General features: G+C 57.5%; 12 protein-coding genes. 9 read left to right on the forward strand and 3 right to left on the reverse strand.

Annotation, left to right across the window (positions count from 1 at the left end; all coding sequences use genetic code 11):
* Positions 1-10 precede the first annotated feature (10 nt).
* The 9 genes from GP473_RS01200 (at position 11) to GP473_RS01240 (ending at position 10,564) form a co-directional block, all read left to right on the forward strand.
* Positions 11-229 carry a hypothetical protein gene (locus GP473_RS01200; RefSeq protein ID WP_185769519.1) on the forward strand — a complete coding sequence of 73 codons (219 nt, stop codon included), beginning with the start codon at positions 11-13 and terminating at the stop codon, positions 227-229.
* A gap of 158 nt (positions 230-387) precedes the next feature.
* On the forward strand, positions 388-1,866 hold the full coding sequence (locus tag GP473_RS01205; RefSeq protein WP_185769518.1) for an ABC transporter transmembrane domain-containing protein: 1,479 nt from the start codon (positions 388-390) through the stop codon (positions 1,864-1,866).
* Complete coding sequence (locus tag GP473_RS01210) at positions 1,859-3,604, forward strand: ABC transporter ATP-binding protein (RefSeq protein WP_186277010.1); 1,746 nt, start codon at positions 1,859-1,861, stop codon at positions 3,602-3,604. Before GP473_RS01205 ends, GP473_RS01210 begins: the two co-directional genes overlap by 8 nt.
* A gap of 119 nt (positions 3,605-3,723) precedes the next feature.
* Positions 3,724-4,518: a phosphoadenylyl-sulfate reductase gene (locus tag GP473_RS01215; RefSeq protein WP_185769516.1), complete on the forward strand. Its 795-nt coding sequence runs from the start codon at positions 3,724-3,726 to the stop codon at positions 4,516-4,518.
* Positions 4,515-5,420: a sulfate adenylyltransferase subunit CysD gene (gene cysD / locus GP473_RS01220; RefSeq protein ID WP_246394824.1), complete on the forward strand. Its 906-nt coding sequence runs from the start codon at positions 4,515-4,517 to the stop codon at positions 5,418-5,420. Before GP473_RS01215 ends, cysD begins: the two co-directional genes overlap by 4 nt.
* Positions 5,420-6,691: a sulfate adenylyltransferase subunit 1 gene (locus GP473_RS01225; protein ID WP_186277011.1), complete on the forward strand. Its 1,272-nt coding sequence runs from the start codon at positions 5,420-5,422 to the stop codon at positions 6,689-6,691. Before cysD ends, GP473_RS01225 begins: the two co-directional genes overlap by 1 nt.
* 73 nt (positions 6,692-6,764) lie before the next feature.
* Positions 6,765-7,469, forward strand: a complete 705-nt coding sequence (locus GP473_RS01230) for a sirohydrochlorin chelatase (RefSeq protein ID WP_185769513.1) — start codon at positions 6,765-6,767, stop codon at positions 7,467-7,469.
* Between the two features lie 293 nt (positions 7,470-7,762).
* Positions 7,763-9,181 (forward strand): phosphate acetyltransferase, encoded by a 1,419-nt coding sequence (gene pta, locus GP473_RS01235; protein ID WP_246394826.1) that lies wholly within the window; start codon positions 7,763-7,765, stop codon positions 9,179-9,181.
* A 168-nt stretch (positions 9,182-9,349) separates the two neighbouring features.
* Positions 9,350-10,564 carry an acetate kinase gene (locus GP473_RS01240; RefSeq protein ID WP_185769512.1) on the forward strand — a complete coding sequence of 405 codons (1,215 nt, stop codon included), beginning with the start codon at positions 9,350-9,352 and terminating at the stop codon, positions 10,562-10,564.
* Between the two features lie 90 nt (positions 10,565-10,654).
* Here the strand turns inward: GP473_RS01240 and GP473_RS01245 are convergent, their stop codons facing one another.
* Genes GP473_RS01245 through GP473_RS01255 form a run of 3 tightly spaced genes read right to left on the reverse strand, consistent with a single transcriptional unit; the run spans position 10,655 to position 15,649 of the window.
* Complete coding sequence (locus GP473_RS01245) at positions 10,655-13,129, reverse strand: serine/threonine protein kinase (RefSeq protein ID WP_186277012.1); 2,475 nt, start codon at positions 13,127-13,129, stop codon at positions 10,655-10,657.
* On the reverse strand, positions 13,119-14,276 hold the full coding sequence (locus GP473_RS01250) for a transporter substrate-binding domain-containing protein (RefSeq protein WP_186277013.1): 1,158 nt from the start codon (positions 14,274-14,276) through the stop codon (positions 13,119-13,121). Before GP473_RS01250 ends, GP473_RS01245 begins: the two co-directional genes overlap by 11 nt.
* On the reverse strand, positions 14,276-15,649 hold the full coding sequence (locus GP473_RS01255; RefSeq protein WP_185769509.1) for a hypothetical protein: 1,374 nt from the start codon (positions 15,647-15,649) through the stop codon (positions 14,276-14,278). The genes GP473_RS01250 and GP473_RS01255 overlap by 1 nt, the downstream gene beginning before the upstream one ends.
* Between the last annotated feature and the right edge of the window lie 40 nt (positions 15,650-15,689).

Below are 15,689 nucleotides of genomic sequence, written 5' to 3' on the forward strand. Positions count from 1 at the left end.
TTGAGCACCAATGTCCGTTCCAGATCACGATGTCTTGCCACCGGTGAACGAGGCGATCGGCGGAAAGACGGCGCATGTCAATGGGCGACGAGCTACAGTCAACAACTGCCCCTACTGCACTTCTGCTAACTTGTGGCCGGATGTAGAAACGGATAATGCCTGGCAGTGCCACGAATGCCTGCGGGTATTCTCCGTGAAATTCCACGGCCAACTACATCGGGGTTTCTAGGCTCTCCAGTCTTGCTGCGGTTTCCTCCTGTTGGCAGTGTTTTGTGTGGTTGCCTCTGCTTCCCCGGCTTTTCGGATTTCCGGACGTTTTTTAACGCACGCTTCGGAACATTTCTAGAGGTTTTTTGGGGAATAGAGCGGGCTTAATAGACTGAGTGCATGGTTGACGACCCGTCGAAAATCCCCAGTTCAGACGACCCTAAGTGGTTGCTGAAAACCACCCTCTCGCAACGTCCGTGGACACACATAGCAGCCCTTGGGGTGCTGCTGAATTTCCTGTGTAACGCGACCGTGCCCATCATAGTCGGTAAGGCGATTGACGATGCAGTGGCAACTTCTCACTACGCCCGTCTCATCCACTGGCTGCTTCTTCTCGCCATCGTTTTTGCGGTGTCCACAGCGAGCATGTACTTCGGGCGTTACATCATGACGCGCTCGATGCTACTGGTCAACCACCAATTACGCACGATGGTCACAGACCGTATCCAAGATCCAAAAGGATTTCGTGGCAAAGACCGTACAGCCGGAGGTCTTCTTTCTGTTGCCAGCAATGACACCACGAAGGTCGCCGATGTCATGTTCCTTGCTGTATTCCCCGTGGCTGAGATCGGGTCACTAATATACATGTCCGTTGTAGTGCTGACGATCCACGTCCCCTTGGGAATCGGTGTACTGGTCGCAGGACCCATCGTGGTGATGATCGCGCTACGAGCAGCCCAGCCATTGCGGGCTCAGTCAGGAGAACGTCAACGAGCCGTGGCGAAGACAGCGTCGATGGCTACCGACCTCGTCCAAGGGTTGAGGATTCTCAAGGGATTGGGGGCGATTGCGTCGGTGAACAAAAGATATACAGCGCAATCCACGCAGGCTTACGAGGCAACGGTAGGGGCTAACAAGGCCCAGGCGGCGCTCAACGGTGTCACGGAATCCACGGGTGCTCTCTACGTGGCGGTGGTAGGAGTTTTCGCCGGATGGTTGGGGTTGAAGGGGCAGATCACGATTGGTGAGTTGATCACGGTAGTGGGGATGACCCAGTTCATTATCACCCCAATGACCATGCTAGGGAAGAACATTGCTGAAAAGGTAGCCACCGGACAAGCGAGCGCACAGCGCATTCTCGATGTTCTGAACGCACCGGCTGAGCAGCGAGCGCCCATTGACGACGAGGAGATGAATCGCCTGTTGACCCAGATCGACGAAGGCTTGACGGTGGTATCCGGGGATGAGGCCCTCTCCTTGGTGGACACGCTGGATCGCATGTCCACAACCCGCGTTATTGTCGCCCCCCATGCGGCGGACCTATTCGACGCCAGTGTGGCTGACAACGTCCACCCAGATCGAGATACGGCGTTATGGGCTCTGGAGGTAGCGGCAGTGACTGATATTCCCGGAGGCCCCGATAAGCGCGTGGGAGAAGGTGGCAACCAACTATCGGGCGGACAGCGACAACGTGTAGCGCTGGCGCGGGCTATCGCAGCAAACCCGGACGTTCTTGTGCTACAGGATCCGACGACTGCGGTGGATTCCATTACTGAGCAGCGTATTGCCGAACGAGTGACGGCGGCGAGAGCAGGAAGGCGCACGATCGTGGTGACCCAAGCACCAGCGTGGCGGGCGGAGGCGAATCACTGTGTCTGAACGTTTTCCCCTGGCTACATGGCAACAAGTCCGGGGTGAGGTTAGCTCCCAGATTAAGACTGTGTCCGGTGCTGGTAGACGTGCCCTTGTCGCCGTCTTAGCACTCGCCATGGGTGCATGGCTGACCGTACAGGTTCCACAGATGCTTGGGCGCATCGTGGACTGTGTGCGCGGCGATGGTGAAAGCCTGGGGCTCTTAGGCGTCCTGCTTGTTTTAGCTGCAATCGGCGGCGCTGTATTCAATGCGCTGGGCTTCTTCACGCTTTCTACGCTCAGTGAGCGAGTGATCGCCAATGTGCGGGAAACGATGGTCGCCACCGCCCTCGGCTTACCGTTGCACCGTGTGGAGGAGGCGGGCACAGGGGATCTCGTGAGCCGCTCGACAGACGACGTGGCTGAGGTCTCTAGTGCCGTGACGGACACGTTGCCAATTCTCGCGACCAGTGTGTTTACCATTGCCGCCACGGCTGTGGCGCTTGTGACGGTGGATCCCCGCATGTTGGTTATTATGCTGGTCTCTGCTCCGGTTTATTGGCTGGGAGCGCGTAGATACCTTGCTGTTGCACCGGACAGGTACGCAGAGGAACGTGCGGCGATGGCTGAGCGAGCGCGCCGGTTTTTAGAAGCTATCCGCGGCCGTGCAACTGTTCGTGCGTTTTCTATGGAGGACAGGATGCACCGTAGCATTTACGATTCCTCGTTCTCCGTCGTAATCAAGGGGATGAAAGCTCGCCAGTCCATGTTTAACCTGCAACTATGGATTTCTCTGGGAGAGTTCATCAATGTCGGTGGTACTGTCCTTGTGGGGTTTTATATGGTGCAGGCTGGGGTGGTTTCTGTGGGTGCCGTCACTGGTGCAGCGCTGATGATGATCCGTATTCGTGGTCCGATCATGCAGCTGATGCGTGTGATGGATACCGTTCAGTCGGCGTATGCATCTCTTGCTCGCATCGTGGGGGTGACATTGAAACCGCCACTGCCAGTGCCAGATTCCGGGGCGGGGCCGGTGCGCGGCGAGGTAGTGCTGCAGGATGTGTGTTTCAGCTACGGGGAAGGGCACGCTGCGGTTCAGAACGTCAGTTTTTCCATCAAACCCGGTGAGACCGTGGCGTTGGTGGGTGCGTCGGGAGCCGGGAAGTCTACGGTGGCTGCTGTGCTGATGGGGTTGCGCATACCAGAATCCGGCACGGTCACTCTGGATGGGATGCCTGTACACAAGCTATCCGATAGGGAACGTGCGCGGCGTTTAGCGATGGTATCGCAGGAGGTGCATACATTTTCGGGTTCTTTGCGCGATGATCTCACGCTGGCCAACGAGGATGCCAGCGATGAAGAATTGATCGAGGTGTTGAAGCGGGTCGGAGCAGACTGGTTTGTTCATTTACCGCGTGGATTGGATACTGAAGTGGGGGCAATGGGTATCAGGCTAGATCCGGTGGAATCACAGCAACTAGCGTTGGCGCGTGTACTGCTGATGGATCCGGCCGTGGTGGTGATGGATGAGGCTACTGCGGAGGCCGGCAGTGTGCATGCTGATGTTTTGGAAAGGGCTGCGGATGAGGTATCTGCAGGTAGAAGCGTTCTCATGGTGGCTCATCGGTTGGATCAAGCGGCCAAGGCAGACCGGGTGATGGTCATGGAAAACGGGCGCATTGTCGAGAGTGGGGCGCACCAAGATCTCGTGGATCGAGGCGGAATTTATACGCATTTGTGGGAGGCGTGGATACGAGGGCGTTGAGGGGCTCGCTGCTGATTTCTCTGTGAGGGTTGCCGAAAATGAACCGATTGGTCTAGTCTTTGGGGGAGCGATTATAGACCGATCGGTCTAAATTACTGTGCAACGAGGAGATGAACCCCATGGAACTGGGACAATCTGCCGGTTTTCTTGGCGGAGGCTCGGGTGACTACCGAGACCCAGCAATCAGCCCAGACGGCGCTCCTACCACCACCGCCCAGCTGAGCGACGAACAGCGTGCCCAGCACAGGGCACTGGTGGCGGAATGGAATGACAAGTTGGAAGGAACGTCAGCCGAAGGGATCATGGACTGGGCGGCAACCCACGTCAGTGGAAAAATCGCCGTCACAATGTCCATGCAGGACACCATCCTCGCCGAATTGGCAGAGGGGCGGCTCCTTAACGCAGAACTCGTATTCTTGGATACCGGTTACCACTTTGACGAGACCATAGAAACGCGTGACAAGGTCGCCGAGCGCTACCACCTTCCGCTGACCAACGTGCGCCCAGTGCTGAGCCGTGAGGAACAGGACGAGACCTACGGGCCGCGCCTGTATTCCCGTAACCCGTCCGCGTGCTGCCGAATGCGCAAGGTCGAGCCGTTGGCTCGCATGCTCAATCCCTACGAGGCGTGGGTGACGGGAATACGCCGCGTCGATAACCCTCTCCGAGCCACGACACCAATCCTCGACGTGGATCGCACCGGGCGCCTCAAGATCAACCCGATCGCGGCATGGAGTGACGAGGACGTAGAGAACTACATCACGGATCACAAACTCATCATTAACCCCCTCACCGCCCAGGGCTACCCATCCATCGGCTGCGCCACGTGCACATTGCCCGTCGCAGAAGGTGATGACCCTCGCTCCGGCCGCTGGGCCGGAACCAACAAGACAGAATGCGGACTTCATACATGAGCAATACACCCCTATCCCCGCACCTTGCTGCACTGGAAGCAGAATCCATCGAGATCCTGCGCGAAGTAGCAGGTCAATTCGACCGTCCTGCGCTGTTATTCTCAGGCGGGAAAGATTCCGTCGTGGTGCTGGAACTCGCCAAGCGAGCTTTCGCACCGGCTGCTGTGCCCTTCGAACTGCTCCATGTGGATACCGGCCACAATTTTCCGGAAGTGATCCAGTTTCGAGACGAAGTAGCAGCTGACCCACGAGTCACGTTGCACGTGGCACATGTTCAGGATTGGATCGATTCCGGCGCAGTGCAAGAACGCCCCGATGGTACCCGCAATCCCCTACAGACCGTGCCCTTGGTCGAAACTATCCGCAACCGTGGCTACGATGCCGTCCTCGGGGGAGCACGTCGTGACGAAGAAAAAGCCCGGGCCAAAGAACGTGTGTTTTCCGTGCGTGATTCTTTTGGCGGATGGAACCCGCGACGCCAACGGCCAGAGTTGTGGGGACTGTACAACGGACGCCATCAAGCGGGGGAGAACATTCGCGTGTTCCCGATTTCAAACTGGACAGAGGCTGATGTCTGGGATTACATCCGCGACCGTGATGTGACAGTGCCAGAGATCTACTACGCCCACGAGCGGGAAGTTTTTGAACGCAGTGGTATGTGGCTGACCGCCGGTGAATGGGGAGGCCCGAGGGAGGGAGAACAGACCGTCACACAGACCGTGCGCTATCGCACCGTAGGGGATATGTCCTGTACCGGCGCGGTGCTTTCTCAGGCACGCAGCATCGACGAGGTCATTGAGGAAATACGCCAATCCACGACTACCGAGCGGGGCGCCACCCGCGCTGATGACAAACTGTCCGAATCCTCCATGGAAGACCGCAAGAAAGAAGGTTACTTCTGATGTCTACTGCAGCCCCAACATTACCTACGCTGCGTCTATGCACCGCGGGCTCCGTGGATGATGGAAAGTCCACCTTCGTGGGTCGCTTGCTCTATGACACGAAGTCCATACTCGTAGATCAGTATGAGTCCGTGGAGCGTGTGTCCAGTGCGAAAGGGCTAGAAAACCCGGACCTGTCCCTCTTGGTTGACGGATTGCGCGCCGAGCGCGAACAGGGAATCACCATCGACGTGGCGTATAGATACTTCGCCACGGACAAACGCAGCTTCATTCTCGCGGATTGTCCGGGGCACGTGCAGTACACCCGCAATACGGTCACTGGCCTGTCCACCTCCGAATTAGTGATCGTTTTGGTCGATGCGCGTAACGGGGTCATCGAACAGACGCGACGCCACCTTACCGTCGCCGCCATGATGAAGATCAGTCATGTCATCGTGGCGGTCAATAAGATCGACGCAGTGGACTTCTCTGAGGAAGTTTTCAATAAGGTCACTCGGGACATTAACCTCCTCGCTTCTGAACTGGGGCTGAATCACGTGGATATTGTCCCCACCTCCGCTTTGCTCGGAGATAACGTGGTGGAGAGCTCTCGGAATACCCCGTGGTATCACGGCCCCTCTGTACTGGACATCCTGGAAAGTGCTACTCCTGGTATGGAGAATGCCAGTGTGAGCCGTGGTTTGCGTTTGCCTATCCAGTATGTGATCCGCGAGCATGCGTCGGACTATCGCGGTTATGCCGGGCGTCTCACCGCTGGACAAGTTGCGGTGGGGGATACCGTCAAGGCTGGCGGTTATGAGGCGGTCGTCGCCGGCATTGATTCCCCGGACGGTGAGGTGGAGCAGGCGCGCCGTGGGGAGTCCGTGGTGCTGCGCCTAGACCGCGATATCGATATGGCGCGTGGAGATCTCATCGCAGATGTGGACGTCCCTGCGCAATCTCAGCAGGTATCCGCCACCGTGTTCCATCTGGCCGAGACTCCAGTGAAGCGTGGTTCTGCTGTGCTGTTGCGCTACGGAACCTCCTTGGTGCGTGCGCGCGTTGATGAGATTGTTCGTCGCGTGGATATCTCTGGCAAGGAGCGAGAGCAGGAAGATATTGCCCACGGCAGTGCGGATGAGCTGGCGCTCAACGATATTGCTGAGGTGCGCGTGACGGTTGCGGAGCCGCTGAATTTCGAACCATACCGACGCGGTGGGCGCGTGGGGAGTTTCCTTTTGATCCATCCCGGATCGGGCGACACGCTGACAGCAGGTCTTGTATCTGAGTGACAAAGGAGGGAATGCTGTGGTGAGTCAGGAGTGCCTTCAGACTGAGAGAACCGTGGCTCCAACGAGGAAAAGCATGCCGATTATCGTGCTCGCTCACGGATCCCGGCATCCGCAGGCAGATCGTGCGGTCGCTTCGATTGCCACTGAAACAGCGAGGTTGACCGGCCGTGCTGTGTATGCGGCCTACCTTGACTTTTCACCCTTGACGCTGCAGAACGTGGCCAGCTTGATCGCTGTGCAGGGATATAGGTGTGCCGTGGTGGTGCCGTTGCTTTTCACCCGTGCCTTCCACATGCGCTATGACGTGCCGGAGGCGTTGGCGGCCGCCGAGCGAAACACCGGACTGAAATTACACCTGACCGAGGGGTTGGGCACGGGCGAGGACATGGCGGATGTCGTGGCAGAGATGAATCGCGCTGCGTTCAGAGACAGTGGGGCGGACACGTTTGTTCTTTACTCGGTGGGTTCGACTGTCCCGGGTGCTAATGGGGCCATCGAGGAGTTGGCTCGTGGCGTCGCCAAAAGATTGGGGTTGAAGGAGGCGGTGGCGGCGCATGCGACTGGTAAGGGCGGGGGTGCAAAGGCTGCGCTGGATCTAGCGGGATCGCGCGGTTTTGTGGCGCCGTTGTTTGTCTGTCCTGGAACCTTGTGGGATGCACTGGTCGATACTGCCGAAACGGAAGCGGGGGAGGTAGGGCTGGGCGCTCCTTTAGTCGACGCAGTGGCTCCTCTGGTGGCGGATCAGGCCGGTGCTCTAGAGGTGCTACACGGAGGTTAAGAGGTTCTACAGCGGAGGGTGGGGACCTCTTAAAATGACGCCGAGGGATGCCAGGGGGTTCTAAATAGATAAGGAAGTAGAAGCAACTTTTGCTTACCTTTCCTTCGTTTCAGTGAGTGTGAGGGGGCTCCATATCCCTCCTTTTCTGTGATCTCAAACACGTCACCTGCAGTTTTTCCAGTTCATGGAGAATAACTGGGGGGAGTGGCGTGCATAACAACCTGGTCTGGATTGTGTTTCGGAGGGCACAATGAAGGTGAAGAATTGCTTCAAAAACCGATGGAGGTTCCTCAGTGTCCCATACCGCGTCCGTGAAGGCCGTTATCAGCCCGAAGGCCGGCGCTGTTGCTCACCGCAGCGAGATTATCAGCGCTCTACAGGCCGACGACATTTTCGACCACATCCGCCCATCCGCACCTGATTTTGCGGATGCACTGAACGCGGCGTACGACACGCAGGCAGCTGTGATCGTTGGTACTGGCGAAGCCACTTTCGACTCCCGCCTCGCCGCCGCTACCGGTGCGGCCCACTACCTTGTCGCCGGCGTGGATGATGACGCAGTCAATGTTCAACTCGCAGCTGGGCAACTGGTGCGCGATGGGCGCGTGCCGGCGGGTATCTGCATCTTGAAGCACAGCGGAGCCCCCACCAGTGCGCTCACAGCCGAGGGGGAAGCAATCCCATATGTTTCCCTGGACGAGATCTCTAAGGCTGAGCGCCGTGAACCAGTGATTGGTCCAGAGTTATTCGAGCGTAACCTTATTCATCAGGCTCGGGCTAAGAAGGCTCACATCGTGTTGCCAGAGGGCGATGATGATCGCATCCTTATCGCGGCCGATCAACTCCTCCGCGAAAAGGTGTGCCGCCTCACCATCCTGGGCGACCCTTCCGCAATGGCGGCGCGCGCTAAGGAACTCAAGCTGGATCTATCTGGTGCTAACCTCACTGATCCCACATCCGGAACTCAGCTCGAGGAGTTCGCAGAGGACTTCGCGGAGCTGCGTAAGCATAAGGGCGTGACGCTAGAAGAAGCACGCGAAACTATGAAGGACATCAGCTATTACGCCACGATGATGATCCACAAGGGTCTGGCAGATGGCATGGTTTCCGGTGCAGCGCACACCACCGCGCACACAATCAAGCCATCCTTCCAGATCATTAAAACCGCGCCGGGATCCTCGGTTGTGAGCTCCATATTCTTGATGGTGATGGACGGCGTTCTGTGGGCTTTCGGCGACTGTGCCGTGAACCCTAACCCAACGTCAGAGCAGTTGGCGGAGATCGCCGCTGTTTCCGCTCAGACCGCCGCACAGTTTGGCATCGAGCCGAAAGTAGCCATGCTGTCCTACTCCACGGGAACATCCGGAGCTGGTGAGGACGTAGAAGTTGTGGCCGCCGCCGTAGAGAAGGCTAAGGCCGATAACCCCGAGCTGCAGCTCGACGGGCCGCTTCAGTTCGACGCCGCCGTTGTCGAATCCGTCGGTCAGAAGAAGATGCCAGGATCCGATGTGGCAGGCAAGGCGACGGTGTTCGTCTTCCCGGACCTCAACAGTGGAAACATCACCTACAAGGCAGTGCAGCGTACCGCCGATGCATTGGCAGTGGGACCGATTTTGCAGGGGCTGAACAAGCCAGTCAATGACTTGTCCCGCGGCGCTACTGTTCCGGACATCGTCAACACAGTGGCCATCACCGCCATTCAAGCGGGTTAGGCTCTGGCGGGATCGCTCACCTATTGCGATCCGCCTTCTCAGCGCATACATGCGCCGTGAAAAACGACAGCACACGTATACGCCTAGAAAACATCGGCACACGTATACGCCAGGAAATATCTGCATCCAAGAACACGTCACGTAGTCACTCACCAAAAGGAATCCCCAATGTCTAACAAGTACGCACTGGTTCTCAATTCAGGATCCAGTTCCATTAAATTCCAGGTTCTAGACCCCAATGCAGACTCCACCCAGGAGCCTTTCGTCTCCGGTCTGGTCGAGCGCATCGGTGAAAAATCCGGTCACATTAAAATCCAAACAGAGACCACGAAGATGGAGGATACCCGCCCTATCTTGTCCCACTCCGTGGGTCTGGAACGCGCATTCGGCATGATGACCCTGCTGGGTGTGGGACCGCAGGATCTGGATCTGTGCGCTGTGGGGCACCGCGTGGTTCACGGTGGTGATGAATTCCATGCACCCGAGTTGATTGAGGGTGACGTCCTCGATCGCCTACGTGCATTAATCCCGCTGGCTCCGCTGCACAACCCGGCTAACATCGACGGAATCGAAAACGCCCAAGCATTGCTGCCAGATGTGCCGCATGTCGCTGTTTTTGATACATCTTTCTTCTCCACCATGCCAGAGCGCGCATCGAACTACGCTCTGAACTTCGAGGTGGCACGCAAGTACCACATCAAGCGCTATGGATTCCACGGCACTAGTCACGAATACGTCTCTCGCCAAGTCCCTGATCTGCTGGGTAAACCAGCCGAGGAAGTCAATCAGATCACCCTTCACCTGGGCAACGGTGCTTCTGCTGCGGCTATTCGCGGAGGTAAAGCTGAGGACACCACAATGGGTCTCACTCCGCTGGCCGGCCTCGTCATGGGTACCCGTACTGGTGACATTGACCCGGGCATTATCTTCCACCTGGAACGCTCTGCCAACATGAAGGTGGATGAGATTGACAATCTTCTTAACCGACAGTCGGGTCTGAAGGGTATGGCGGGGGTCAATGACTTCCGCGAGCTCCAGGAGCTTATCGATGAGGGCAATGAGGATGCCAAATTGGCATACGACGTGTACATTCACGCCCTGCGCCGCTTCATCGGCGCTTATATCTTCAACCTCGGCGGTGTAGACGCGATTACTTTTACCGCCGGTGTGGGCGAAAATGCGGTGGGTGTGCGTCGAGATGCCCTGGCTGACCTCGAGGCCTTCGGTATCGAAATCGACGACCAGCGCAATCAGAATGAAGAAGGTATCGAGGGGCCGCGCCTCATCTCCAGTGATAGCTCGAAGGTGAAGGTCTTTGTGGTACCGACCAATGAGGAGCTAGCGATCGCTCGCTACGCCTACGAACTCGCGGGGCATAAGTAGTGTGAAGCGGACGAGTGTGCCTCGCTCTGTGGTGCTATTTCCTTCGTGAGCCTGTGTTCTTCCGCCCCTAGAACCTGTAGTTTTCCGCCCTTAGAGCCACGTCTCGGGGCGGATTTTATTTGCCATATCCACGAGGCTATAGCGGTGGCGGGCGAAGGGGGATTGGCGGGCAAGCATACGCAACCCGTTTTCCAGGCCAGTGCGCAAACCGGGCTCGGTAAATTCCACATCAAAAAGATTAGAGCTGCTCACAGGCTGATATCCGTTTTTAACGCGCTCGCGTAGCCACTGCAGCGCGGCGGACATGACCGCCAGACGAACCTGCTGAAGACGAGGCTCATTGGTGGGGAGAAGTTCTAGACGCCGCGCAGCGCGGCGGATACGGGACTCCGTGAGTGTCGAGTGATCATTCACGAGTAAAAGGATGGTGGTCAGCCGAGCGAGTCGCTGATGCCTGGAATTCTGCGGTACACGGTCGAGCGCTGAGACGGCGGGATCCGTCATTGCTTCTGCTTGAAGCTGACGTGCTAACCCGAAAGCGCTGGAGACGATAGTTGGGTTCGTCGCCCAGACCAGGCCATAGAGGCGCATGGCGTGGAAACGTAAGGCCACGGGATCCTGAGTTAGGTGTTCCCAATCTGGAACTCCCGAGTAGTCGTCGACTGGTACGCGTTGCGCAAATGCCAAGGCAGATGCGGCGCGGGAAACTTCCTGGTTCAGTAGCCGAGTGTTGTGCATCCCCTGTTGCTGGAGAAGAAGCTCGTCAGTAGCAGCGAGAGCAAGCTTCGGCGCTGGTTCACCGGGAAGGATATATAGCACGCGGTTGAAGTAGCGCTGGGCGCTGATGTAATCACCAGATAGCAAGGAGGCGATGCCCGAGTGCCAGTGGTAGCGCCAGTCGTTCTTCATATACGTAGACATGTTTTCGAGCTGCTCACGTGCATCTGATGTCATGCCAAGATCCAGTTTGGCACGTACCATCGTCAGCGGAATCTCTGCGGAATTCGACATTTCCGGCTGTTGTAATGCCCGTTCCAGCGTATCCAGGAGTTCATTGGCCTCGGTATAGGAGGCCGCAGATAGGAGGCTTGCACCTGGGTCTTCGGGGTCAGTCAGCGGGGTCGGTAGCGCAGCTACTATTTCCGGGGCAGTGATCTCCACGGACCGGCGTATACCGTCCAGGAGCTGGTCGGTGCGGAACACGATGTGCTTAGTGCCGAAGGTGGAACGCTGGTCGGTGAAGCGCGTATGCATGTGGGGGAAGTGGCGCCCATCGCGGATGGCGAGGATCTCTCTGAGCACCCCCATCAGCTGATTGGACATCGCCGTAGCGGAGCTAAAACGCACATCGGGGTCTGGGTCGGTGGCACGCAGCAGCAGGCGGTACAGGGACAGGTATTCGCGGAACAATGGCTCCTCGTCGGGGGTTGGAAGCCCCTCCACATAGACACCATCCTTCACCGGGAGTTCCACAACCAAGCTCGCCAGAGTGCGGCCCACCGTATAAATATCGCTGGCCACTGTGGGACCAGTCTTAGCAACCTCCGGAGCTTGGAAACCCTTGGTGCCGAAGATATGCCCGAACGCTCCGATACCCGTTACGGCACCGAGGTCGATCAGCTTCACCTGATCCTCAGTGATGATGATGTTGTCTGGTTTCAGATCGTTGTAGACCACCCCTCGGGCATGCAAGTAGTCCAGTGCGGGCAAGATCTCTAGGATGTAGCCGATGGCCGTATCAACCTTGAGAGTTCCTCCCTGCTGTCGACGTTGAGAACGCAGGGACGGGCCGCCCACATATTCCATGACAATGAAACCGCCGTCGGCACGAGGATCATCGATGAAGTTAAAAATCTTGACGATTCCGGGGTGCGTGATGTCCGCCAGGAATGCCCGTTCGGATTCGGCAACGGCCCTTTCGTGCTCATTTTCGGTGGCCATCATGCCTTTGAGAACAACGTAGCGATCCGCCACGTAGTGATCCACCGCAATGTAGATCCATCCCATGCCACCGTGAGCGATAGGGCCCAATACCTCGTACTGACCGGCGATGATGTCGCCTTCGTGGAGTGTGGGGGCTTTCACACCTTTACTGATGGCTTCTCGCGGGTCGATAACCGCCTGGTGTGGATCCGTGGGTCTGACAAATGGCAGGTGAACCATGCCACCGGCCACCAACGCGCCCTTGCGGTTGATACTACGGCGTTCGCGAAAAGTAGACAGTGCCTCGCGCCGGGAGCGTTCTCCGGAGTCGATCTGCAGAGGGTTCGTGGTGTGAGTAGGGGAGGTGTCTTCATCGTCATCGGCAAACGGATCGAAGGCAGTGGCAGCAGTAGATTCCGAATCCTCGGTTGCCGCGTCGTGGGTGCGTTCCTCCTCGGTTGCCGCGTCGTGGGTGCGCTCCTCCTCGGTTGTTGCGTCGTAGGTGGGTTCGTCTTCGGATCCGGCGGCGTGGCCGTGGCCGTTGCCTTGGCTGTGATCGCCCGCACGGTTGTGTTCAGGGGCGTGGCTAGTGCCGAGCCCTTGCGGATGAGCGTCTGCCGGGCAGTTATCCTTATCTGTCATCGAAAGCCTCCCTCGGAACTTCTCCGGCACGTTTGGCTGCTGAAGTTAAGTGTTGAGTCTTGGCGTACTCTTTGCGTTCCTTATCGATCTCTGCTTGTTCAGCATCAGTGCGGTACTCTGCGGGAAGATTTTCGGGAGCGCCTAGGTATTCCTGCATCCACTCGTTATAGAGGCGGTTCCACGTACCGTCTGAACGAATACGGCGGATCGTGTCATTGACCTGCATGACTAATCCCTCGGCTTCGTTATTTTTCGTCGGTGTGGTCATTCCTACGGCGTAGTAGCTCAGTTCACCGCTGCCACCGACCAACTCCGTGTGTGGATCTTGTGCCTGTAAGCCGGAGAGGATTGCGTCGTCGGAAAAAATCGCATCGACCTGACTACGCTGCATGGCCATGAGGCAGTCCGTCCAGGTGCGGGTGAGCATGAGGGAGCCGATGTGGTACTGCGTGATGGACTGGGCAGGGGCTGAGTCGCGGGTTGCACACACCGTGGAATTACTTAAGTCCTGAAAACCTGTGATTTCGGAACCGCGCATAACCAGCAGCTGAGGAGTGATTGCCAGATACGGTAGGGAAAACTCAGTCTGATACTGGCGGTCGCGGCGAACTGTCCAGGTGCGGATCACCATATCTACGTCACCGTTGCGCAGAGCAGCCTCTCGGCGGCGGTTTTCTACATAACGGAACTCCACTTTTTTCGGATCCCCAAAAATGTCCCGGGCTATCTCGCGGGCCAAATCTACCTCGAATCCGCTGAGCTCCCCACTCAAGGGGTCGCGGAAACCCAGCCGGTTCAAATACTGCCCCACGCCCACGATGAGCCGTCCGCGTTTCCTGATCTTCGGTATGCGTTGATCAGCCGTGCGGTTATCGGGACGGATTGTGGGCCACGGTTGTTGCGCAGTGCTGGGTGTGGCGGGATTCGCGTCTACAACAGATTTCGGATTGACTATTTCTGCACCGACAGGCAGGTCTGATTCGAGCTCCGATGGGCTCATTGTTGGCCAATCTGCCTGCGAGTTCGTTGAGGTATCCGTTGCGCAGCCCGACGTCAGCCCTATCACCAACAGACATGCCCCGATAGTTTTCGCGCGGTGACGGGCGAGGATGCGGCGCGGGGACCCGAAGGTGGACTCTAGGAACATCACAGGTACTCCCTCAGACGAGGACGTGTGCCGGCGAGTACACAGATGGCAGCGATGACAGTGAGAATAGTCACCACCAGGGTAACGCGTGTGGCGACTTTCTGGCTGCTCATGAGGGTGTCGCGGAGATTTTCGCGGAGTTCCGAGATGAGTTCCTGCAGTTGCGAATCGAGCGTGCTGTAGCTCGGCTCGGAGTACTCCGGGTTATCGCCGCTAGCCGGTGTGCTGTCAGTGGAACTGCCAGATTCTCCATTTTGCATGTGATACAGCAACGTGGCATGGGACTTGTCCCAGAGACGGAGAGCCTCACGCGCTTTATCTGAGCGACCGGGAGAGTCCACCTCATCTCGAGTCTTCTCCAGGATCTGGTTGATCTCGGTCATGCGGTTGGAGAAGTTTTGCTGACGGCTCACGCTGTAGTCACGCTGAACCAGTCCCAGTGCCTCATCCGTGCGTGCTTGTTGTGCACTGATACGGGCCTGAGTTAGTTGGCCGAGGGGTTGCGCGCCGCCGTCTACCTCCTGGTTGCCTGTTGTCCAGGTGTATCCCGCGGAGCCCGACGCCCACAGCAGCGCAATGAGCATGAGTCCGGTGGCAGCCACGTATCCCACATTGATGCGGCGGTGTGAGCGTGCTGCTAGCCAGAATTGCATGATGAGCAGAATAATCACTGCGGCGACGAGGCCAGACAGGGGGAACCACATCGGTGTACGCAGTTCGCGCTGTCCGGTGGACACTTGCCCGCTGGTCAGGCTGTAGAGTTCTTGAGCCTTGGGCAGCAAACTGTTTTGCATCAGGCTGGAGGCTTCTGTCAGATAACTGGCTCCAACGGGATTGCGTACGCGGTCATTGGTCTGTGCTTGTGCAACGAGGGTGATGTATTTGGGCAGTTGCTCCTGGATGATGAGGACGATTTCCATTTCGCGGCTGCTGACATCCTCAATGCCGTGACTGGCGCGCAGGATGGCATTGGTCGCGTCTTGTACCGCCTTGGTGTACTCCGCTTCTGATTCGCTGACTGAAGAGCCTTGTTTCAAAAAGCCGGTAGTTGCTAGAGAGTCCGCTGTAGACAGCGAGCTGAAAAGTTCTTGAGAGGAGTTAGCCAGTGGTTCGGTTTGGTTGATGAGGGTGTTGATCTCGTTTTGACGAATGCTGGAGGAATAGACCATCGCTCCACCGGCGGCCAAGATTGCCGTCACGACGAGGCCAGCGATGAGCGTCATTAGTCCCGGGGCGGTGAAAATAAAGCGGTAGAGGCGCTTTGGTACCCGCCCTGCGGCCACGGCGACACCGAGCAACGACTTCGGTTGGGTGGACCGCGTAGTCTCACGATCCATCCACCGATCAGCATCGAGCGCCGGGTGATGAGGCATGTCAAGAATTATATAGGAGTTCTGTGGCACACTTGTCTCC

The sequence above is a fragment of the Corynebacterium anserum genome (assembly GCF_014262665.1).
In the GTDB taxonomy this organism is placed as follows: Bacteria; Actinomycetota; Actinomycetes; order Mycobacteriales; family Mycobacteriaceae; genus Corynebacterium; species Corynebacterium anserum.